This is a genomic window from Priestia sp. P1_B12_1 (assembly GCF_056406695.1).
The window spans coordinates 134,869-154,369 of record NZ_JBFTZR010000006.1; the positions used below are offsets into that span (position 1 = coordinate 134,869).

At 37.7% G+C, this 19,501-nt stretch carries 21 protein-coding genes and 2 other annotated features; of the genes, 15 read left to right on the top strand and 6 right to left on the bottom strand.

Features of this window, described 5'->3' with window-relative positions; genetic code table 11:
* Positions 1-59 precede the first annotated feature (59 nt).
* Positions 60-266, top strand: a binding site (T-box leader).
* 126 nt (positions 267-392) lie between these two features.
* From AC1D0Y_RS19850 to AC1D0Y_RS19870, 5 genes are all read left to right on the top strand, one after another.
* A complete protein-coding gene (locus tag AC1D0Y_RS19850) occupies positions 393-1,466 on the top strand; it encodes a bifunctional 3-deoxy-7-phosphoheptulonate synthase/chorismate mutase (RefSeq protein ID WP_060746308.1) in 1,074 nt (357 codons plus the stop codon).
* A gap of 6 nt (positions 1,467-1,472) precedes the next feature.
* Positions 1,473-1,673: a binding site (T-box leader), on the top strand.
* 48 nt (positions 1,674-1,721) lie between these two features.
* On the top strand, positions 1,722-2,888 hold the full coding sequence (gene aroC, locus AC1D0Y_RS19855; protein ID WP_013057697.1) for a chorismate synthase: 1,167 nt from the start codon (positions 1,722-1,724) through the stop codon (positions 2,886-2,888).
* A 20-nt stretch (positions 2,889-2,908) separates the two neighbouring features.
* Positions 2,909-3,766 (top strand): prephenate dehydrogenase, encoded by an 858-nt coding sequence (locus AC1D0Y_RS19860; RefSeq protein ID WP_028409144.1) that lies wholly within the window; start codon positions 2,909-2,911, stop codon positions 3,764-3,766.
* A gap of 15 nt (positions 3,767-3,781) precedes the next feature.
* A complete protein-coding gene (gene aroA / locus AC1D0Y_RS19865; protein ID WP_060746307.1) occupies positions 3,782-5,053 on the top strand; it encodes a 3-phosphoshikimate 1-carboxyvinyltransferase in 1,272 nt (423 codons plus the stop codon).
* Positions 5,054-5,194: 141 nt separating this feature from the next.
* Positions 5,195-5,440 (top strand): hypothetical protein, encoded by a 246-nt coding sequence (locus AC1D0Y_RS19870; protein ID WP_013057694.1) that lies wholly within the window; start codon positions 5,195-5,197, stop codon positions 5,438-5,440.
* Between the two features lie 42 nt (positions 5,441-5,482).
* Here the strand turns inward: AC1D0Y_RS19870 and AC1D0Y_RS19875 are convergent, their stop codons facing one another.
* Positions 5,483-7,027, bottom strand: a complete 1,545-nt coding sequence (locus tag AC1D0Y_RS19875; RefSeq protein ID WP_081085270.1) for an FAD-dependent oxidoreductase — start codon at positions 7,025-7,027, stop codon at positions 5,483-5,485.
* Between the two features lie 652 nt (positions 7,028-7,679).
* On the opposite strand from AC1D0Y_RS19875, the gene AC1D0Y_RS19880 reads away from it, so the two are divergent.
* The 4 genes from AC1D0Y_RS19880 to AC1D0Y_RS19895 all read left to right on the top strand — a co-directional run bounded on the left by AC1D0Y_RS19880 (position 7,680) and on the right by AC1D0Y_RS19895 (position 11,135).
* On the top strand, positions 7,680-8,651 hold the full coding sequence (locus tag AC1D0Y_RS19880) for an extracellular catalytic domain type 1 short-chain-length polyhydroxyalkanoate depolymerase (protein ID WP_028409141.1): 972 nt from the start codon (positions 7,680-7,682) through the stop codon (positions 8,649-8,651).
* Positions 8,652-8,991: 340 nt separating this feature from the next.
* Complete coding sequence (locus tag AC1D0Y_RS19885) at positions 8,992-9,411, top strand: CBS domain-containing protein (protein ID WP_013057690.1); 420 nt, start codon at positions 8,992-8,994, stop codon at positions 9,409-9,411.
* A 178-nt stretch (positions 9,412-9,589) separates the two neighbouring features.
* The gene (locus AC1D0Y_RS19890; protein ID WP_477707861.1) at positions 9,590-10,042 is read left to right on the top strand and encodes a hypothetical protein; all 453 of its coding nucleotides are present in this window, start codon (positions 9,590-9,592) and stop codon (positions 10,040-10,042) included.
* A 139-nt stretch (positions 10,043-10,181) separates the two neighbouring features.
* Positions 10,182-11,135: a sporulation protein gene (locus tag AC1D0Y_RS19895; protein WP_028409139.1), complete on the top strand. Its 954-nt coding sequence runs from the start codon at positions 10,182-10,184 to the stop codon at positions 11,133-11,135.
* Between the two features lie 29 nt (positions 11,136-11,164).
* Here the strand turns inward: AC1D0Y_RS19895 and AC1D0Y_RS19900 are convergent, their stop codons facing one another.
* Positions 11,165-12,490, bottom strand: a complete 1,326-nt coding sequence (locus tag AC1D0Y_RS19900; RefSeq protein ID WP_060746966.1) for a hemolysin family protein — start codon at positions 12,488-12,490, stop codon at positions 11,165-11,167.
* 650 nt (positions 12,491-13,140) lie between these two features.
* Positions 13,141-13,773 carry a spore coat protein gene (locus AC1D0Y_RS19905; protein WP_028409137.1) on the bottom strand — a complete coding sequence of 211 codons (633 nt, stop codon included), beginning with the start codon at positions 13,771-13,773 and terminating at the stop codon, positions 13,141-13,143.
* A gap of 208 nt (positions 13,774-13,981) precedes the next feature.
* Here AC1D0Y_RS19905 and AC1D0Y_RS19910 point away from each other — a divergent pair, with 208 nt between their 5' ends.
* Positions 13,982-14,533, top strand: coding sequence for a hypothetical protein (locus AC1D0Y_RS19910; protein WP_060746965.1), 552 nt, complete (start codon positions 13,982-13,984; stop codon positions 14,531-14,533).
* 22 nt (positions 14,534-14,555) lie between these two features.
* On the opposite strand, the gene AC1D0Y_RS19915 is transcribed toward AC1D0Y_RS19910, so the two are convergent.
* The gene (locus AC1D0Y_RS19915) at positions 14,556-15,008 is read right to left on the bottom strand and encodes a Dps family protein (RefSeq protein WP_028409135.1); all 453 of its coding nucleotides are present in this window, start codon (positions 15,006-15,008) and stop codon (positions 14,556-14,558) included.
* A 192-nt stretch (positions 15,009-15,200) separates the two neighbouring features.
* Between AC1D0Y_RS19915 and AC1D0Y_RS19920 the strand changes: the two genes are divergently transcribed.
* From AC1D0Y_RS19920 to AC1D0Y_RS19930, 3 genes are all read left to right on the top strand, one after another.
* Positions 15,201-15,482 (top strand): hypothetical protein, encoded by a 282-nt coding sequence (locus AC1D0Y_RS19920; RefSeq protein ID WP_013057684.1) that lies wholly within the window; start codon positions 15,201-15,203, stop codon positions 15,480-15,482.
* A gap of 93 nt (positions 15,483-15,575) precedes the next feature.
* Positions 15,576-15,749 carry a hypothetical protein gene (locus AC1D0Y_RS19925; protein ID WP_165574973.1) on the top strand — a complete coding sequence of 58 codons (174 nt, stop codon included), beginning with the start codon at positions 15,576-15,578 and terminating at the stop codon, positions 15,747-15,749.
* Between the two features lie 556 nt (positions 15,750-16,305).
* Entirely contained in the window at positions 16,306-17,007 is a 702-nt protein-coding gene (locus AC1D0Y_RS19930) for a poly-gamma-glutamate hydrolase family protein (RefSeq protein ID WP_028409134.1), read from the top strand.
* Positions 17,008-17,058: 51 nt separating this feature from the next.
* Here AC1D0Y_RS19930 and AC1D0Y_RS19935 read toward each other — a convergent pair whose 3' ends face one another.
* A complete protein-coding gene (locus tag AC1D0Y_RS19935; protein ID WP_013057680.1) occupies positions 17,059-17,328 on the bottom strand; it encodes a CPCC family cysteine-rich protein in 270 nt (89 codons plus the stop codon).
* A gap of 282 nt (positions 17,329-17,610) precedes the next feature.
* Here AC1D0Y_RS19935 and AC1D0Y_RS19940 point away from each other — a divergent pair, with 282 nt between their 5' ends.
* Together AC1D0Y_RS19940 and AC1D0Y_RS19945 are read left to right on the top strand one after the other, a co-directional pair.
* Positions 17,611-18,171: a copper resistance CopC family protein gene (locus AC1D0Y_RS19940; RefSeq protein WP_060746964.1), complete on the top strand. Its 561-nt coding sequence runs from the start codon at positions 17,611-17,613 to the stop codon at positions 18,169-18,171.
* A gap of 4 nt (positions 18,172-18,175) precedes the next feature.
* Complete coding sequence (locus AC1D0Y_RS19945; protein WP_235593618.1) at positions 18,176-19,237, top strand: copper resistance D family protein; 1,062 nt, start codon at positions 18,176-18,178, stop codon at positions 19,235-19,237.
* Between the two features lie 31 nt (positions 19,238-19,268).
* Here the strand turns inward: AC1D0Y_RS19945 and AC1D0Y_RS19950 are convergent, their stop codons facing one another.
* Positions 19,269-19,457: a hypothetical protein gene (locus AC1D0Y_RS19950; protein ID WP_060746963.1), complete on the bottom strand. Its 189-nt coding sequence runs from the start codon at positions 19,455-19,457 to the stop codon at positions 19,269-19,271.
* Positions 19,458-19,501: the final 44 nt, after the last annotated feature.

A 19,501-nucleotide genomic window follows, 5' to 3' on the forward strand; every position in this document is an offset into this window, starting at 1 on the left:
AAAATCTTAAGGGTGAGTAGGGACTTTTTGTATTTCGGTCCGTTATAATTTTATATCCATTACAAGCGATGAAAAGAGCATAGTAGCAAAATCTTCCCTGTATTCAGAGAGCTGATGGTTGGTGCGAATCAGTACAAAAGAGATTGCGAATTACATTCTTGGAGCTTTCTTTTGGCGATAGTCAAAAGCGGCAATAGCCGTTATCTTAATGAAGAGGCAAGCAATGCTTGCAATTAGGGTGGTACCGCGATCAATTCGTCCCTACTGATACAATCAGTAGGGACTTTTTGTATATCCGCATAAGCGGCTGTGTAGGTGTAAAACGGATTTTTCAATACAAACTAAACGAGAAAGTCCGTTCGAGGTTATAAAATCAAAGGAGGATTTTTAAAATGACAAAATCATTAGAACAATTACGAGGACAAATCGACGAAATAAATTTAGAAATTTTAGAATTATTAAACAAACGCGGTGAAATCGCACAAGAAATTGGAAAAGTAAAAGGTACACAAGGTGTGAATCGCTTTGATCCAGTTCGTGAACGTAAATCGTTAGATCAAATCTTAGCTAAACATAATGGTCCATTCGAAGCTTCAACAATTCAGCATATTTTCAAAGAAATTTTCAAAGCTAGCTTAGAGCTTCAAGAAGACGACCACCGCAAAGCACTTCTTGTATCTCGTAAAAAGAAATCCGAAGATACAATTGTTGACATCAACGGTACTAAAGTAGGACCTGGAAACTTAGAATTTGTAATGGGACCATGTGCAGTAGAAAGCTACGAACAAGTAAAAGAAGTGGGCTTAGCGCTTAAAGAACAAGGCATTACATTAATGCGCGGCGGAGCGTTCAAACCACGTACATCACCTTACGATTTCCAAGGACTTGGAGTGGAAGGATTAAAAATCTTACGTCAAGTAGGAGATGAGCTAGGCCTATCAATTATTAGTGAAATTGTTTCTCCTCAAGATATTGAAACGGCTCTAGACTACGTAGATGTGATTCAAATTGGTGCACGTAACATGCAAAACTTTGAGCTATTAAAAGCAGCAGGTTCTGTAGACAAACCAATTCTTTTAAAACGTGGATTGGCAGCAACAATTGAAGAATTCATTAACGCTGCTGAATACATTATGTCTCGTGGAAATGGAAACATTATTCTTTGTGAACGCGGTATCCGCACATACGAGCGTGCAACACGCAACACATTAGATATCTCAGCTGTTCCAATCTTGAAAAAAGAAACGCATTTACCAGTTGTAGTAGACGTAACGCATTCAACAGGACGCAAAGACTTACTATTACCATGTGCAAAAGCAGCGATTGCTATCGGCGCAGATGCTGTAATGGCAGAAGTTCATCCAGACCCAGCAGTAGCACTATCAGATTCAGCACAGCAAATGAACATTCCTGAATTCCACAAATTCATGGAAGAATTAAAAGGTGCAGCAGTAAAATTATCTTAATTTCATAGTGATACAGTGATAAGAAACTAGTAGCAAACATTTCCCTGTCTCAGAGAGCTGACGGTTGGTGGAAGTCAGTACACAAATGTGAGCGAATTACACTCTTTGAGTACTCTTTTATAGAGCGGTCAGCGGATCGTTAACAATTCGAGGTGGCAAGCAATGTTTGCAACTAGGGTGGTATCGCGAGAAAAACTCGTCCCTATGACGTAGGGGCGAGTTTTTTATTTTTTATAACAGAAAGGAATCGATAATATGAGATATTTAACAGCAGGAGAATCGCACGGACCTCAATTAACAGCGATTATTGAAGGAGTACCGGCAGGGCTTGAATTAACAGCCGAACATATTAATGAAGATTTAGCAAGAAGACAAAAGGGACATGGGCGCGGACGCCGCATGCAGATTGAAAAAGATCAAGTTCAGATTAAAGGTGGGGTTCGCCACGGTGAGACGCTTGGTTCACCCATTGCTTTAGTCGTTGAAAACAAAGATTTTACTCACTGGAGAAATATTATGGGTGCTGATCCAGTTGATCATGATGAAGAAGTGAAGCGACAAATTACAAAACCTCGTCCAGGTCATGCGGATTTAAATGGAGCGATTAAATACGGTCACAGAGATATGCGAAACGTATTGGAACGTTCATCTGCTCGTGAAACGACGGTACGAGTAGCCACAGGCGCAGTTGCCAAACAAGTACTAAAAGCTGTAGGCGTAAATATTGCATGTCACGTACTTGAAATCGGCGGTGTGAAAGCTGAAAAAACGGCATATGAGTCACTGACAGAACTTCAGGAAAAAACAGAAGCGTCGCCTGTTCGCTGCTTAGATGAAGAAGCGGGACAGAAAATGATGAAAGCAATCGATGATGCAAAAGAAAATGGAGACAGCATTGGTGGCGTAGTGGAAGTAGTAGTAGAAGGAATGCCTACTGCAGTGGGAAGTTACGTGCACTATGATCGTAAGTTAGACTCAAAGCTAGCTGCTGCTATTATGAGCATTAACGCGTTTAAAGGCGTTGAAATCGGCGTAGGCTTTGAAGCAGCTCGCAGACCGGGAAGTGAAGTCCATGATGAAATTCTATGGGATGAACAAAACGGCTATACGCGTAAAACGAACAATGCTGGAGGTTTAGAAGGAGGCATGACAACAGGGATGCCGATTGTTGTGCGAGGTGTCATGAAACCTATTCCTACCTTATACAAGCCGCTGCAAAGTGTAGATATTGATACAAAAGAGCCATTTGCTGCAAGTATTGAACGCTCAGACAGCTGTGCAGTACCAGCGGCAGCGGTTGTAGCAGAATCAGTGATTGCTTGGGAACTAGCATCTGCTATTATCGATCAATTTGGAGCAGATCGAATTCAGTTAATTCAAGAAAACGTAAAAAAACATGAAGAATACGCAAAGCAATTTTAATGAATAGAGGAGAATGAAAGGTGAAAACACGTGTATTACTTATTGGCGTTGGTCTTATTGGAGGATCATTAGCGCTAGCTATGAAGAAGCATCGTCACGTCACAGTCGTTGGAGCTGATATCAATACAAATGAAGTACAAGTAGCCAACCAGCTAGGTATCGTTGATTATGTAGCTGAAGATATAAAAACAGAAGCAGCCCAAGCAGATTATATCGTGCTTGCTACTCCAGTAGAGTACACGACAGCATGGATACACGACCTTTCTACTTGGAAGCTTAAAGAAACGGTTATCGTAACGGATGTCGGAAGTACCAAAGGTGAAATTATGAAATCAGCCGAAGCGCTGAATAAAAAACGTATTTCATTTATTGGCGGACATCCGATGGCTGGTTCTCATACGAGCGGTGCAGTCAATGCACGAGCGGATTTATTTTGTTCGGCGCGCTATATTTTAACGCCGTTTGAAAATGAGCAAAAAGAAAAAATAGATGCGCTTATGCATTTGCTAGAGCCTACAGGTGCACAATTTGTACCGCTTGATGCAGCTACTCATGACCAAATCACTGGAGTTGTCAGTCATTTACCTCATGTGATTGCGACCAGTCTTGTAAGACAAGTAAAAGGATATTCAGCACAGAATCATCTTGTCACGGAAATGGCAGCAGGCGGTTTTCGAGATATTACGAGAATTGCTTCAAGCAACCCTCATATGTGGAGAGATATACTAAAACAAAACCGTTCTATGCTTTTAACATTGCTTGATGACTGGATGAAAGAAATGGAACAAGTAAAACTATTAGTAGAAAAAGGTGACGGTCACGAATTATTTGATTACTTTTCAGATGCGAAAGAATTTCGTGATTCGCTTCACGCATAAAAGGAGAGACGTATTGTGACAGTAAAAGCTTTACGAGGAACGATTCAAATTCCAGGAGATAAATCCATTTCTCACCGTTCCGTCATGTTTGGTTCGATTGCAGAAGGAACAACAACGATTAACGGATTTTTGCCAGGAGACGATTGCCTTAGCACCATTTCCTGCTTTCAAAAACTAGGTGTAGATATTCAAATGATTGATGAACAAAGCGTCGTGGTAAAAGGAAAAGGTATACAAGCGTTGAAAGAGCCATCTGATATTTTAGATGTTGGAAATTCGGGCACCACGATTCGCCTCATGATGGGGATTTTAGCAAATACACCCTTTCATTCAACATTGATTGGAGACGAATCCATTGCCAAACGCCCTATGAAGCGTGTGACGGGTCCGCTTCGTGATATGAATATTCATTTAGACGGCCGAAAAGAAGCTAATTTTACACCGCTTGTTATACGAGGTGGGAAAGCAAAAGGTATACACTATACATCTCCCGTTGCGAGCGCACAAGTAAAATCAGCTATTTTACTTGCTGGACTGCAGGCGGAAGGAACAACTTCTGTAACGGAACCGGCGAAATCGCGTGATCATACAGAACGTATGCTAGAGGCATTTGGTGTTAAAGTCGAAGAAGAAGGCTTAACCGTTTCAATTGAAGGCGGTCAAACGTTAAGAGGAACGCATGTAGAAGTGCCTGGTGATATTTCGTCAGCTGCATTCTTTTTAGTAGCGGGAGCTATTATTGCAAACAGCCGCATTGAAATTCAAAAAGTGGGGATGAATCCGACTCGAACGGGTATTTTAGATGTGCTTTCAAATATGGGCGCTTCGATCGAGACAGTCAAAGAAACAAAAGAAACCGCAGAACCCTATGCAGATTTAGTTGTAGAATCTTCTCACTTAAAAGGTACAGAAGTAGGCGGAGACTTAATTCCACGCTTAATTGACGAAATCCCAATTATTGCACTAGCTGCCACGCAAGCAGAAGGGATTACAGTTATTAAAGATGCTGCAGAGTTAAAAGTCAAAGAAACAAACCGTATTGATACGGTAGTGAATGAGTTAACCAAAATGGGCGCTAACATTGAAGCAACGGAAGATGGAATGATTATTCACGGAGGTGCAAAACTTCACGGAGCAAATGTAAACAGCCACGGAGATCACCGTATCGGTATGATGCTCGCTGTTGCCTCTTGTATTGCAGAAGGGGAAACAATTATTGAAAATCGCGACGCGGTATCCGTCTCTTACCCGCAGTTCTTTGCTCACTTAGAGTCTTTACAGCAGTAAATTCCCTTATTATGTTAAAATAACAGTTTGAAAGTTGTAAGGAATTTATAAAATTAAAACCAATGACTCTATATTTCGCCGGAGAAATCCGATATAATCATTACAACACCTCTAGTATTAAATAGAATTTGGTGAATGATTATGTTTTTGATGATTGTCTACATCGGGGCCATTTTATTTTTTATAAAAATGTTTATGGATCGAGATTTTATTTGGTTTTTATTTTTATTGCCATTTTTGATGTTTGTTATGTTTTTTGAAACAGACTATCTTGATCATGTCCCTGAATCTGGAAGGTTAATTATCTTTACATTTTCTTTTTTAGTCATTTATGCAATGGTTTTGGTGTATAATCGATACTTTAGAAAAGAAGGATGTAAAGAGTAAACTCAAATGTGAATCCATTGATAATGATAAAAAAAGCATGCCCTACGGCGTGCTTTTTTTATCGCTTGAATTGACATCCACTGGTGTAAGCGGCTTTTTAGCAGGGCCTTCTACCACAGATCCGTCGTAAGAGAAACGAGAACCGTGACAAGGGCAGTCCCACGTGCGGTCACCAGCGTTCCAATTCACTTCACATCCTAAATGCGTGCATGTAGTATCGACGCAGTGAAGCTTCCCTTGAGGATCTTTATAAGCCCCTGTACGTTTGCTGTTTACATATACGACCGATCCTTCATCATTTTGGAGCTGATCCAGTCCTTTTTCAGGCATTGAAAACTTACCGGTAATAAAGTGTTCAGCCACATCAAGATTTTGACGAAAGAAATGCTTAAGGCTAGGGTCCGCGTAGAAACGAGATGGATTATACAACTCTGCATATGGGTTGTCTTTTCCGGTTATTGCATCTCGAATAATATGTGCTGCAATGGTGCTATGAGTCATTCCCCATTTTTTAAATCCGGTAGCAATAAAGATATTTGGCTTGCTTTCTTTAATGGGACCGATATATGGAATTTTATCAAGCGTAAATAAATCTTGTGCAGACCATTTATAACGAAAATGTTGAACAGTAAAATTTTCTTCAGCGAACCTCTGAAGGGACTCATAGTGGAACATAGTATTAATTCCTTGTCCAGCTTTGTGGCCTTCTCCACCAATTAAGATGAGTTCTTCTCCGTCAACTTTTGTTGAACGCAGCGAATGAGTAGGCTGATCAGCGCTTAAATACATGCCTCCAGGGTAAGCTTGTTCAACTTTTGCTGCTAACACATACGAACGTTTGGCATACATGCGCGTATAGTAAAAGCCCGCTCCATCATAAAATGGAAAGTGTGAACACGCCACTACATATTTGCAAGAAATTCGATGGCCGTCTCTTGTGACAACGGTGGGCGACGTGCTTTCTTCTACGTCCGTTGCTACGGTGTTTTCAAAAATCAATCCGCCGCTTTCTGTGAATTTTTTGACTAAATGAAGCAGATATTTTAACGGATGAAACTGAGCTTGATCTTTCATAATAGCCGCTGCCCTAATATCAAAATTAAAAGGAAGCTCTGTTGCAAATTCACATGGAATATGTAATCGCTGATAGGCTCGAAATTCTTTACGAACTCGATGATCAAACTCCAGCGTTTCTCCGTATAAGTAAGCATCTTGTACCGAAAAATCACAGTCAATGTTTTCCGTTTGAATTAAGTTTTTCATAAACTGCAGAGCTTGTTCGTTTGCTTTATAATACAGCAGCGTTTTTTCTTCGCCAATGTGTGAAAGTAGCTCATCATAGATAACGTCATGCTGAGCTGTAATCTTTGCTGTTGTGTGACCGGTTGTACCATTTAAAATATTATCAGCTTCAATTAACGCCACGTTCAGCCCTTCTTTTTGTAATAAATAAGCTGTTGTAATACCGCTAATACCGCCTCCTACTACTACAACATCAACTTTTCGATTTTCTGAAAGAGATGGGTATGTTGGAAACTTTAAATGATCTCGCCAGTAGGGCTCAGTATCCTTTGGGATATTTGCCAATTTATTCACCTCCATATGATAAATCTTATTTTTACCATAGTTTTCTAAAAAATGTATGCAAAATAAAGGAATCTACTCTAATAGCATCTCTTTGCTGTGCCTATTTAAGCAAAAGGAGGGGAAAAGAGTGATTGCAATCAGCCTTTGTACGATTGTTGCCAACGAAGCAGAGGTTAAACGAAAATATTGGCTCTTCAAGATTCTTCTTTTTTAACGTGGCTTCCGCACCAGCACCTTGCCGTTTGCTACGATAGAAGTGGTGAATAAAAAGCAGAGTATGAAATAGTAAAGGTTACAGATTTAAACATGAAGAGCAATAAATTCATATAAATGATAGGGAGCATCATATAATAAAAGTATAGAGGCTTAATTCGGCAAAAGGTATTTAAACATCAGGGTCCAAATAAAAGGGCAAACGGCATGTTTGTCCTTTTTTCATGATTATAGTGACAATTTTCATATATAGTAATAAAGTATATATATAGCAAAAAAATCCCAAATTTCAAGAAGATAAAAAACGGCTTAAAACCAAAATAAGTTGTACTCTCAGAGTATGTAGAACGTGCAAAAAAACGAAATAATATGTAGTATTGTAATACAGGACGTAATTGGGAAGAAAAATGAAAACGTTGACAAAAAGAGGAGGGGTACCATGTTGGGTTCACTACCTAATGTTATAAATACGTCAACGCTTGTGTCTTCAAGTGAACAACAAGAAGCGTCATCTGAATCATTTAAAACATATACTCATAAAGGAAAAAAATTTAAGGTCTATTTACCTAAATCTTATCATATTTTGAAATCTTATCCACTAATGGTTATGCTGCATGGATGTACACAAAATGCAGATGATTTTGCAATAGGCACGCAAATGAACGAGCTCGCCGATGAAAAGGAATTTATTGTCGTATACCCACAGCAGTCTTCTAACTCCAATATGAATAAATGCTGGAACTGGTTTGAACCTCTTCATCAAATTAGAGGGTTTGGCGAGCCAGCTATTATTGCAGGAATTGTAAAAAAAGTCCAAAACATGCACTTCATTCAGAAAAATAAAGTGTTTATTGCCGGTCTGTCAGCAGGAGGAGCAATGAGCATCGTTATGGGGGTAACGTATCCAGAACTGTTTGCTGGAATAGGTGTGTCAGCAGGTATCGAATATCAGGCGGCTCTTAACGTATTTAATGCGTATTCTGTCATGGCCAGTAAAGGTCCTTCCCCCGTTAAACAAGGGAGAATTGCTTATCAGCAAATGGGAAAACGGGCAAAGCCACTGCCGCTCATTGTATTTCATGGTAACGCTGATTCTACGGTAAATGTAGCCAATGCAGATCAAGTGGTTCACCAGTGGATTACAACGAATAATCTTGCTTATAACGGAAGAATAGATGGATGGATTCAAGATAGCCCGGTTAAAACGAGAGAAGAAAAAATTCTCTTTGGACGGGATTATACAACATATCGCTACGAAAGCAGCAAGGGAGAATTGGCTATTGATAAATATATTATCAATGGAATGGGTCATGCATGGTCAGGAGGGAACTCAGCGGGCAGCTATACAGACCCTAAAGGCCCCAACGCTAGTCGAATCATGTGGGACTTTTTCATGAGTCAACAAGTATAAACAGAGCATATAATGAGGTTCAGTTGCGTTCTTATCGCAGAGAAGAAGAGCTGAAAGTAGCTCTTCCGGCCCTTATTAGTATAAAGAAGCAGCGGCAGGAACCATTATTTTAACTAGACGTGTTTTTCTAAAAATTAGGATTTGATTATTTAGAAAACGGGTACTGTAATAAAGAAAATAAGAAGTCAGAATTACATAGCTTAGGATTGACAGCTTATAGTTGTAAATGTAAGATAACTGCGAGCTGCATTTTGTATGATTAAAACATTAAAATAAGCCGAAAACTGAAAAAATAAATAGAAATTGTAAGATGAGCGGGTAAGGAAAAGGAGATTAAAAAATGAATATTGCATTTTTCTTAGTACCAAAAAGTGATGTTGTAACACTAAATATTCAATCCACATTAAGACAGGCTCTTGAAAAAATGGAGTATCATCGCTATTCTACAGTTCCACTAGTTGACGATGATGGTAAATATGTGGGCGTTCTTACTGAAGGGGATCTTCTTTGGAAGTTAAAAAGCCTAGGAGACTATCGCTTTCAAGATACGGAAAATATTAAATTAACAGAGATTGACCGCTATCAAGATTATAACCCAGTTGCTATATATGATGAAGTTCAAAACATCCTTTCAAAGGCAATTGACCAAAATTTTGTTCCTGTAACGGATGATCAAGGTGTATTTATTGGAATTGTGAGAAGAAGAGAAATTCTAGAGTTTTATGCAGAAAGCGCAAGTAAAGTGAAAAATCAAATATAAAAAAAGTCATCTCTAGATGGCTTTTTTTCTTGTCTTATCGCCCCCGTACATACTCCTAAAAACAGGCTTAGGTCATGGCCCACAGCAATGCACTTCCTTGTACTAGTTTACATAATCTATTTATATATAGGTATAAAATTGCCTATATAAATCTTATTTATAGATAAGGATGGTTTATGTGAGTTACAACAATAAAAAGAAGTGTTGCTGGTGTTCTAATCAGTATTATTACAAAACTTCTGGCTATGATCCAAGAAGCAGCCATGAAGGAAAATGCTGTCATAGCGATTATAAGCATAACGATCATTGTCCTAAACATGATGATGATCATCGTTCTGGACATAAAAAATGCCATCATGGTGGCAACCATGGCGGAGGTCACGACGGTAACCATGGCGGAGATCATGGTGGCAACCATGGCGGAGGTCACGGCGGTAACCACGGTGGAGGTCACGACGGTAACCACGGAGGTTGTCACGGCGGAGGTCACGACGGTAACCACGGTGGAGGTCACGGAGGTTGTCATGGCGGAGGTCACGGCGGTAACCACGGTGGAGGTCACGGAGGTTGTCATGGCGGAGGTCACGGCGGTTGTAAAAGACGTCGCTGCTGTTGGGGCTGGGTGTTTTAATTTAATAAATAATTGAATTAAAATGAAGCGTTGATTTAGCAGAAAGAACTCAAGAAATTGAGTTCTTTTTTTGTAAGTTGAAACTTATAAACGGTATACTTCGTATATATAGTAAGAGCATTTTGGAGGAGGAAAAAAAATGTTTAAAAAAATGTTTGCTAAAATTGGAGTTGGAGCTGCCAAAGTAGATTTACGCCTAAATGAAACGGCCTATACGCTCGGTCATGTAATTGAAGGAGCTATTATCATCCAAGGGGGAAACGTTCAGCAACATATTAATTTAATTGATGTTGAATTTTGGCTTGAAGTTCAAATGAAAAGCGGTCAAATGCATACACATCGTGTGGAAAGCCTGCGCGCAGCTTCTTCATTTACAATTAATGAAGGCGAGAAAAAAGAAATTCCATTTACATATCATTTACCTTTGGATCTTCCAATCTCTGCGAGCAACGTCAGCTATTTCTTTAAGACACACTTAGATATTGAAGGGGGAGTAGACTCAACAGACCGGGACCCTGTGCGCATTAAAGCTCCAAAAAGCTTATATCAGTTAGTAGAGGGCTTTGAAGCACTTGGGTTTAGAGAAAAACATCATTCAGGAAAATTTAACGGATACAAACAAGAATTTGCATTTTTTCCTACAGACTTCTTAAAGGGGTATGTAAATGAGGTTGAGTTTGAGGTAGCCATTGAACGAGAAGGTATTCGCGTGTTATTGGAGCTGGATTTGCCTTCTTTCGGCCGAGAGAGGGAAATAAAAAACGAACTCTTTTTTACAAATGATGAACTAAGCCAGCCATCCACTATCGCTCGCTTGCTGGAAGAAGCGATGGAAGAGATGATGGAAAATCCTCGAGACTATGAGTATTATAAGCCTTCTCACTATGATCAGCATTCACACCACCCACGTATGAGCGGTTTGGGAGGAGCAATGGGAGGCTTTGCAGCCGGTATGTTAGGCGGACTGCTCATTGAGAATTTGATGGATGATATGTTTGAAGACTCGGCGCTTGGCGAAATTGGAGAAGATATTGAAGAAGCCGGGGAGGATCTGTTGGATGGAGATTTTTTTGATGGAGGAGACGATTGGTAAAAGGGATTTTGAATAAATAAAAAGGATGATTAATGATGATCATCCTTTTTTTCTTTCTTCTTTCTTTTTTTTACTTCTATATACTTAATGTGAAAATCCTCTATAATCAGAACTTTAAAGTAAAATTGCTCATGCTGAATGATATCATTTTTGGTCACATCAAACTTTTCGGTTAACACCCACCCGGCAATGGTATCTACTTCTTCATCGCTAATATCCGTACCGAGTAAATCATTTACTTGGCTAATGAGCATTTTTCCATCAAGAATATAATGATCGTCTTTAATTTTTTGTACATAAGGAATTTCGTCCGTATCAAACTCATCTCGAATTTCTCCTACAATTTCTTCAATAATATCTTCTACTGTAACAAGCCCAGCGGTTCCGCCATACTCATCAAAAAGAATAGCCATTTGGATACGTTCTTTTTGCATCTTTACAAGCAAGTCATGAATAGGTACAGTTTCAATTACTTTAAAAATAGGCTTGACGTATGATTCTAACGTATTGGTGCCGTCTTTTTCGTTAAATACAATATCATTATAAATTTCTTTGATATTAACAAGACCGATTACTTTATCTTTATCCCCATCTTCAACAATTGGATAGCGCGTATATTTTTCGACATTTGCGATTTGCAAAAAAACCTCTACGACGTCGTCTTTGGAAGCACTCACAATTTCCGTACGAGGGACCATTACTTCTTTAGCTAAACGATCATCAAAATCAAAAATTTTACTCATATATCGATATTCGGATTGATTAATTTCGCCGCCTTCGAAGCTCTCAGATAACAAAATGCGCAGCTCTTCTTCACTATGAGCAGCTTCATTTTCTGAAATCATCGTTATACCAAAAACCTTGGTCAACATACGAGCTGAGCCGTTTAATATTTTAATGAACGGATACATAAGTTTGTAAAACACGATAATCGGTTTTGCAAAGTTCAGCGTAATTTGTTCAGCCATTTGAATAGCAAACGTTTTAGGAGCTAATTCTCCCAAGACAACATGTAAAAAAGTAATAACAACAAATGCAATGACAAAAGATAAAATGCCAGCAAGCGGCTCATTCGTATGGAAGGTAGTAAAAAGAGGGTGAAGCAACCGATCTAGCGTCGGTTCACCAAGCCAACCAAGCCCGAGAGCCGTGATGGTGATACCAAGCTGACAAGCGGATAGATATTCATCTAGATGCGTAATAACATGTTTGGCAGAGACGGCTTTTTTATTTCCTTCTTCTAGAAGCTGATTAATTTTTGAACTTCTTACTTTTACAATAGCGAATTCTGTCGCTACAAAAAAAGCAGTTAATGCAATTAAGACTGCGACTAATAGTAATTTTACGGCGATCATTAAAGTCACCACCTTGTACGTAAATGTATATCTTAAGTGTTAGCCAAAGTGGAGAAAACATGTATTAAATCCGGAAAAGAAAAACGCACATAAAAAAACTGCTTCTATCTTTAAAAAGAATAAGAAGCAGTTTATTATGTTACATGTTCATTTAGGGGAATTAATCTTAACTTTACCATCATGGTCTATCACATATCGGTTCTACAGTTCAACTGACTTTTAGCAAACGTACTGCGAGCGTGTTATGACACCTCCTTTAACTGTAATCCGAGTATATATGATGCATCTCTCACTCCTTTCTATTGGTTAAATTTATTATAATACATAATTAATCAAAATACTACAAATATTCAGAAAATAATTCAAAATGCATAGTTTTTTGTCATTTTCTGAAATATACACAAAAAACGAGATTGAGATATAACAAAATCAATACAATCTAAAGACGAATAAACTGAGTAAATGATCTAGTACGGGTCGTGTGGTTACACTGCTGGTGATTTCCGTGCAAGGCTACGCTTTCCCTCCAATCAACAGCTAGAAGCTACTCTAAACATAACCTATATTCACCATACTAATGAAAAGATCCGAACGATGAATCGTTCGGATCTTCCTTTAATTAAAATACGTTTGCCCCAGCCTCTTTTTAATTAATGCACGTTATGGTTATTAGGCATCTGAGGAGAGGCAGTGGCTTTTGTAAAACTTGTGATCATTTGCTGCATATCTTCTTTTGCAAGCTGCGGCACTTGATAATAATGGTGTTTATTTTGATAAAGAGAAATTTCATAAGCCATTTCAATCCAATTAGGAACACTGTCTCCGAATATTCGGCGAACAACAGGATTTGTTATTTCTAAAGCGGTCATGGTTAAAAGAGATGCTTGAGACTTGATTAGACCTAGCATATGACCTGATATGCCTTTTTCATTAATTTCCTCCACGGACTGATTCGGCTTTTTAGGCTGCGAAGGCTTTAAACCATAAATAAAGGTATTAGACTGCTTCATGTTATACACATGTGTAGAACCGGCCGGCTTTTGACCCGTAGAAAAAGCTTCTACGATTAAATTATATTCGTTTAAAATAAACTGATATTGCCGATCAATGATATCAAGCAGCTCTTGTTCTTTTACATATTGCCTAAACATCATAAACTGATCCATTACATTAATCGAACCGGCAAGTGTTTCATGAACGTCAAATAGTTCATGCCCTCCATGGTTCAATTGAGGGGGGATAGCTCCAGTTTGCATGTTTGTAGGAAGTTCGTGATTATTCATACTAAGTCCTCCTTAAAATCGGTATCGACTATAGTCTTTAAACTTCTTCAGGTTTTATACTCAAACTTGATTTATTCATAAAATGTTGCTCTACATAACTTAATTTACAACTAGTTATTTAATTAAAGGATAAAAGTGAAAGGGTTTTATAAAAAAAAAGCGAATATCAATAACAATTCACGATCTATAGATAGGGGAATCAAAAAACATGAATGAGCTGCTGTCATACTCAAGTGAATTAAAACACGAAGCAAATCAACTGGTGGTATCCAATCATTTATTGGATCTGTTAAGAGAATATGGTTGTCCTCTCTCAGGGGAGAGTTTTGAATTAAATGTCATGACAAATCGCATCATTAATTTTTACGTAGGAAATGATGAAATGGATGAAGAATCTGTTTTTCACATGGGGTATCAGCTTACAAAGCGTTTTAACCCTTATAAGATGATATTTGCTAATGAAAAAGATAAGTATCAGTGGAGTGTGTATATGATTCAGAAGGGAGAAGAGTGGAAACTTGATATTTCCGTACTTCCAGAAAATATCGTGAAGGACAAAGTTGAGAAACAAGAGTTATTAAAATCACTTCTCACTGAAAAGAAGCGGGAATGCATTTTATTTTTCAAACAGCAAAGCGGATATAATCGCTATTATACGAGTGATCATGTCTATAAGGCTGTGCTAGAAGATGACATTCACGATGATATGTCTTTTTTTATGTGGCTGCAAAGACAAAAAAAAGTAAATCAACAAACGTAAAAAAGAGCCGGTTAGGCTCTTTTTATGCGTTTACGGATGTTTTTACAGGTAAAGCAGCTTTTAGCATCCAAATATGTTTTTCAATGTTGCCGATTGTTCCAATGAATAAGTCAGCTGTTACGTGATCGTGTGCTGCTTCAGCTTTTTCAACTGCGTTTTTTAAGTTTTTAACAAGTAGCATATAATCATTAATTAAAGTTTCTACCATTTCTTCACTCGTTTGCTCGTTTCCATCTTCAGAAAGAGTAGCTGCTTGTAAAAATTGCTTCATTGTAGCAATTGGACTTCCTCCAATGGCTAGTAATCGTTCTGCATATTCATCTATATAGTCCGCCGTCTCATTATAGAATTCTTCAAATTTTTCATGAAGCGTAAAAAATTGAGGCCCTTTTACATACCAGTGAAAGCGATGAAGCTTCGTATACAATACGTTAAAATCGGCAATTTGTTGGTTTAATACGTTTTCTAAATTCATAGTTAATAGCCTCCTAATGAGTTGTTGTTATCTTATGTTTATATTATATCAAATATCAAATTAAAATCAATACTTATTTATAATAATTATTGAATAATAATAAGAATGCTTTTAAATCATAATTATTCTCTTTAAAAACTCTAAAGATATGATAGGATAGAGCAAGAGTATTGAAAGGAAGAAGGTTTAGTCATGCATATTACACCAGAAGCAAAACAATTAATTAACAATATACTTGAAGAACAGGAGATAACAGGAATTCGTTTGTATTTCAAAGGAATTAGCTGTGAAATCCCTAATATTGGGTTAGCTTTTGAAGAGCCTTTTGAAAATGATGAAATGTATGAAGTCGATGGAGTACAAGTAGCAATGGAAGCTTCTATTGTGCCTTATACAAATGAATTAATGTTAGATGTTCATACAACGCCGTACGGTCCAGGTTTAGCATTAGTTGGGGCTAAAGAGGCTGAATAAAAAATGTATGTAAGAGAAGCTAACAGGTTTGTTGTTTGTTTTGGTAAACCTTGGTTTACTTAATTTAAACGTTAGTGAAATGGAGGGGGACCTATGCTTCTTTCTCATCATGTAACGGTTGAACAAAGACAGCAAATCAAACGATTTAAGCAGCAAATACAAGACGCAAAATCGCTAGATGAGCGCCGTTTGTATCAAGCACAGCTAAATAAATTTGTTGAGCGCCTATTTATTGAGAATCGCTTGCAGCGCAGCGGCGAACAATAAAAAACACCTAGAAAAGAAGCCTTCAAAGAAGGTTTCTTTTTTTTTAGTAGATTATTATACTTTTACACCTTGCAATTATTCATTTTCTTATATATCGCCCTTTATCTACTTGAAATCCGGTTTTCTGTATGAATATAGCACTAAAAACGTGTAAGTGACTATCAAATGAAAGCGCTTTCTGTTATAGTGAAGGTATAGAATGGTACTTGTTCACCTACAATGTTCATAAGGAGTGGTTTGTATGATTGAAAGAGGAAACTTCTTAATTGGTTTAGCGTGGGGAACATCTTTGAGCATACCTTTATGGATCGCCTTCTTTGGCTGGATAAAATTAGTTTGGCGCTTGCTTTAAATAAATAAAAACAAAAAAAGTAAAAAAACTTCAGTGAATATGCGCTGAAGTTTTTTTAAAACAGCATAAATAGGTATTAAGAACTATTAAATAAATTACAATTTGTAACGATAAGTAAATAAGACTACTTTAAATATTATTTTTGGATTTTTTAGGTTCCTAATGTTTTAGGTCTTATTACACAAAAGAAAGCAGGAGTACAAATTGAAAAGCTATCGTTTAGTAAGTTTCTCTACCTTATGTATCTGTCTACTCGTTTTATTCATTTCACCTTTTCAAGATACATCTAGTGCATCAACTGATAAATATCAAAATTTCAAGCAGCTCTCACAGAATGAGTCTTCAGCTAGCTATAAAGTGACGACCAAAGAAACGAAAAGCTCTGTCCTTATCTTTGCTCCACACGGTGGAGGAATTGAAGGTGGGACAAGCGAAATTGCCAAAGAGCTTAGCAAACAAAATGCTCTTTACCTATTCGAATCGTTAAAGTCGAAAGGATCACGAGACCTGCACCTCACAAGCACTCATTTTGATGAGCCCACAGCGCGTAAGATGGTAAGCAAGTATGATAATGTTTTATCTCTTCACGGGTATTCTGGGAACGAAAAACATATTTTTGTGGGCGGGACTGATCGGGAGCGTGCAAAAAAATTAACGCAATTATTAAATCAAAATGGATTTCCGGCGGAACTGATTACAAAAGGACACGATGAGATTGCAGGCATTAACCCTGGAAATATTGCAAATAAAAATCGTACCGGGAAAAGTATTCAATTAGAGATTAGCCAACCGCTGCGAAGTGCTATGTTTGATTCATTCACTTCAAAAGGAAGAGTTTCGTCTAAAACTCAAACTTTTTATAAGTTTACAAATTTGCTTTCTACATTCGTTTCCACTTCTTACTGAATCCAAAAAAGAATGCTTTCGCAAGCATTCTTTTTTTATAAACTAGTTTTGCTATTCGTGACTTATAATAGGTTTCCAGTTAAAATCTTTTACATCTTGAACAGAAGGCTTTCTCACGTGCTGTAAGCTTTCTTTATTACACGCTCCATAAACTATAAAATTTTCCTGAGCTTCTATTAAAGAAATAGAGTTGGCTCCTAATTCGTTGGCATTCAGCTTTTGGTACGGATCGTCTTCCCAAAAACATATCTCACAAATATCATAGTCACCATCACTGTCTAACGATTGATAACCACAGCAAGGGCATGTATACTTTTTCATTGTTTCTATCCTTTCTGTATGGGATTTTAAGCTAGAAAAAAGTCAGCCATCTTATTTAACTATTTTACTATATTCAAGGATAGTCTGAAAGAATATTCAAAAAATTACAGCGGCATATGCCTTAGGATTTGTGAACATTTTATAACGAATTGGTAATAGTTATTGTGAGACTGAGTAAAAAAGGAGTACACTTACTAGGAAAATAGATCGTGTTCGGAAACGTCTACATAAAAACATTTTTGGATATGATGAAAAAAGAAAAAGAGATAGGGAGTCATAAATATGAAAAAAATAATAGGTTTACTTTTAGCATGCTTTTTAGCTGTTCCGACAGTTAGTTTCGCTCATACACATGTGCAAACAACCGTGCCGGAAAATGGTGCAACTGTTACAGCTCCTCTAAAAGAAATTAAATTAACCTTTGAAACACACATCGAGAAAATTAGTACTGTAACCGTTACAAAAGATGGACAAAAAATTTCACTTGCATCGCAAAAAGTAGAGGGTCATGATTTAATAGCTTCTCTCGATCAGCCTCTTGAAAACGGATCTTACACAGTAGACTGGGAAATTGTAGGGGAAGATGGTCATGTAATGAAAGATTCGATTGCTTTTAAGGTAGATGTGAAAGATGAAGCGAAAGAAGAGAATACTCAAGCAGCCGGAAAAGATAGTGAAAAAAAGCAAGACGCCACGCAATCCAAACAGCACAAAAAAAGTGCAGTAGCAAGTGATGAAAAAACAGAGAACAATGATTCTTCATCGTTTTTTGTTATCATGATTATTGCTATTGTAGTGGTGGTTGGAGCATTACTCTTAATCTTCAGGAAGAAAAAGGCTTAAAAAGATGAGTATTTTGTTGCCTGTTTTTGAGTGGTTCACATACGTAGGTCTTTCCTTACTATTAGGATTTGCCGTACTGCAATATGTACCTCTTACAAAAAAGCCAACAATTTTATTATCAAAGCGATGGCTACTTGCAAGTGCAGCGGCTGTCGCTATTTTTTCGGTTGGAAATTCGCTTGAGATTATTTTATCTTTTTCAAAAATAAGAGGGTTAGGTGAAACAGTTCGTCTTGTATTATTGGAAACAAGAACGGGACACGCCTGGATCTTTGTTGTGCTGATTGCTATTTTATGTATGGTTGCTGTGTCAATAGAGAGCCACCCTCATATGTATACATTACTGACTGTAGCCTTAGTGGGAGGAATCGCCTACGCAAGTCACGCAGCATCCGCTTCTGCGCTTAGCGGCATGCTTTCTCATTCTCTTCATATTTTAGCAGTTGGACTGTGGGGAGGGGTGGTTCTGATTGTTGCCGCTTTTTCAAAAGAAACCTCCAATTGGAAAAGTTTCTTAAGCTGGTTTACTCCTTTTGCAATCGCTTGTTTTGTGCTTCTTTCATTAAGTGGGTTCATTTCGATGGTCATTATCATGGGCCTGTCCAACTATGTAAATTCATGGGCTACAGATTACGGGCAGTCTCTTTTACTAAAGCATATTACGATTATTCCGCTGCTTGCATTTGCCGTCATCAATGGCTTTCTTATGAAAAAAACGATAAAACATCCAGAATATAAGCCCGTGATGTGGATTCGAGCAGAAAGCATTATTTTGCTTATCATTTTTTTATTTACAGCTATGATGGTGACGCAATCGCCGCCAACTAATATAAGTCATATGGCAATGAATTCATCGATTCTTCCGTTTATCTATGGAAAGCAAGTGACGCTTCCTCTAACTTTTCAAGTAACGGTTGTAGGAATTCTGTTCTTATTTGTCGCACTGCTGTTTTTTGTGTATTTATTTATTTGTTTTTACAAAAAGACAGTATGGCTTAGCGTATTAAGTGCGGGTTTGTTTGTTTTTGCTTTTTATATTGCGATGATGACAAGTATTCAAGTCTAAAAACAGTGAGAATTACCTCACTGTTTTTTTATTAGCCATTAAAAGTGGTGTTATCTCTCGGGCCTTTTCCCGGAGAAGGAGGCATCGGCATTTGGGAACTAGAACCAGAACCAGAGCTAGAACCAGATCCGCTTGGAGGCGATATATTTCCTGCGTTTCCAAAAATAACGATCCCGCCAGAAATTGTGCCAATAGAAATAGATTTAATATAAACAGACATTCTTATTCAACCTCTCATCTAGTAAAAGAATTCAGTGTACCATA

Bases quoted from the DNA above. Each gene is read 5' to 3' on its own strand.
- AC1D0Y_RS19850 (WP_060746308.1), top strand. From the start codon at position 393: ATGACAAAATCATTAGAACAATTACGAGGACAAATCGACGAAATAAAT.
- aroC (WP_013057697.1), top strand. From the start codon at position 1,722: ATGAGATATTTAACAGCAGGAGAATCGCACGGACCTCAATTAACAGCG.
- AC1D0Y_RS19870 (WP_013057694.1), top strand. From the start codon at position 5,195: ATGTTTTTGATGATTGTCTACATCGGGGCCATTTTATTTTTTATAAAA.
- AC1D0Y_RS19880 (WP_028409141.1), top strand. From the start codon at position 7,680: ATGTTGGGTTCACTACCTAATGTTATAAATACGTCAACGCTTGTGTCT.
- AC1D0Y_RS19885 (WP_013057690.1), top strand. From the start codon at position 8,992: ATGAATATTGCATTTTTCTTAGTACCAAAAAGTGATGTTGTAACACTA.
- AC1D0Y_RS19895 (WP_028409139.1), top strand. From the start codon at position 10,182: ATGTTTAAAAAAATGTTTGCTAAAATTGGAGTTGGAGCTGCCAAAGTA.
- AC1D0Y_RS19900 (WP_060746966.1), bottom strand. From the start codon at position 12,490: ATGATCGCCGTAAAATTACTATTAGTCGCAGTCTTAATTGCATTAACT.
- AC1D0Y_RS19905 (WP_028409137.1), bottom strand. From the start codon at position 13,773: ATGAATAATCACGAACTTCCTACAAACATGCAAACTGGAGCTATCCCC.
- AC1D0Y_RS19910 (WP_060746965.1), top strand. From the start codon at position 13,982: ATGAATGAGCTGCTGTCATACTCAAGTGAATTAAAACACGAAGCAAAT.
- AC1D0Y_RS19915 (WP_028409135.1), bottom strand. From the start codon at position 15,008: ATGAATTTAGAAAACGTATTAAACCAACAAATTGCCGATTTTAACGTA.
- AC1D0Y_RS19920 (WP_013057684.1), top strand. From the start codon at position 15,201: ATGCATATTACACCAGAAGCAAAACAATTAATTAACAATATACTTGAA.
- AC1D0Y_RS19925 (WP_165574973.1), top strand. From the start codon at position 15,576: ATGCTTCTTTCTCATCATGTAACGGTTGAACAAAGACAGCAAATCAAA.
- AC1D0Y_RS19935 (WP_013057680.1), bottom strand. From the start codon at position 17,328: ATGAAAAAGTATACATGCCCTTGCTGTGGTTATCAATCGTTAGACAGT.
- AC1D0Y_RS19940 (WP_060746964.1), top strand. From the start codon at position 17,611: ATGAAAAAAATAATAGGTTTACTTTTAGCATGCTTTTTAGCTGTTCCG.
- AC1D0Y_RS19945 (WP_235593618.1), top strand. From the start codon at position 18,176: ATGAGTATTTTGTTGCCTGTTTTTGAGTGGTTCACATACGTAGGTCTT.
- AC1D0Y_RS19950 (WP_060746963.1), bottom strand. From the start codon at position 19,457: ATGTCTGTTTATATTAAATCTATTTCTATTGGCACAATTTCTGGCGGG.